The 524-nt window shown below is 74.6% G+C and carries 1 pseudogene; it reads left to right on the forward strand.

Annotated elements, in window-relative coordinates:
* A pseudogene (locus B4M60_RS01880) lies at positions 1-524 on the forward strand (DUF1542 domain-containing protein); the annotation flags it as partial.

Genomic DNA, 524 nt, shown 5'->3' on the forward strand with positions numbered 1-524 from the left:
ACGCCCGTCCAGGCGCGGCTCGCCAAGGACACCGCGCTGGAGGGGCTGTACTACGTGCGGGCCGCCCGGTCGGCGATGGGCCTGGACCCCGGTCCGGAGCTGCCCAGGACAGACGGGCAGGAGCGCGCCGGCCGGGTGACCGAGGACCGGACGGTCGACATCGAGGGGCGGCCCCTCAGCGCGTCCGCCGAGCCGAGCGATCGGAACCCGCACTACTACCCGGGTGGCGTGGTGGCCGGCCGGCCGGTGCCCGCGGGCTGGTACTCGGAGCCGTGGTGGGCTTCCGCCCTGACCACGGGGGTGTGGATGATGGGCTCGATGATGATGTTCAACATGATGTTCGCGGGGATGTCGGGCGTCGGCTACTCCGGCGAGGACTTCGCGGCCGGGGTCGGCGAGGGCGGCGCGGACGTCAGCGACATGGGTGGCGGTGACGGCGGCGAGGGCTTCTTCGACGGCGGCCTCATGGGCGGCGACGGCGGCGGCGACGCGGGCGGCGACGGCGGAGGGTTCTTCGACGGCGG

This window comes from Dietzia sp. UBA5065 (assembly GCA_002415925.1).
GTDB lineage: Bacteria > Actinomycetota > Actinomycetes > Mycobacteriales > Mycobacteriaceae > Dietzia.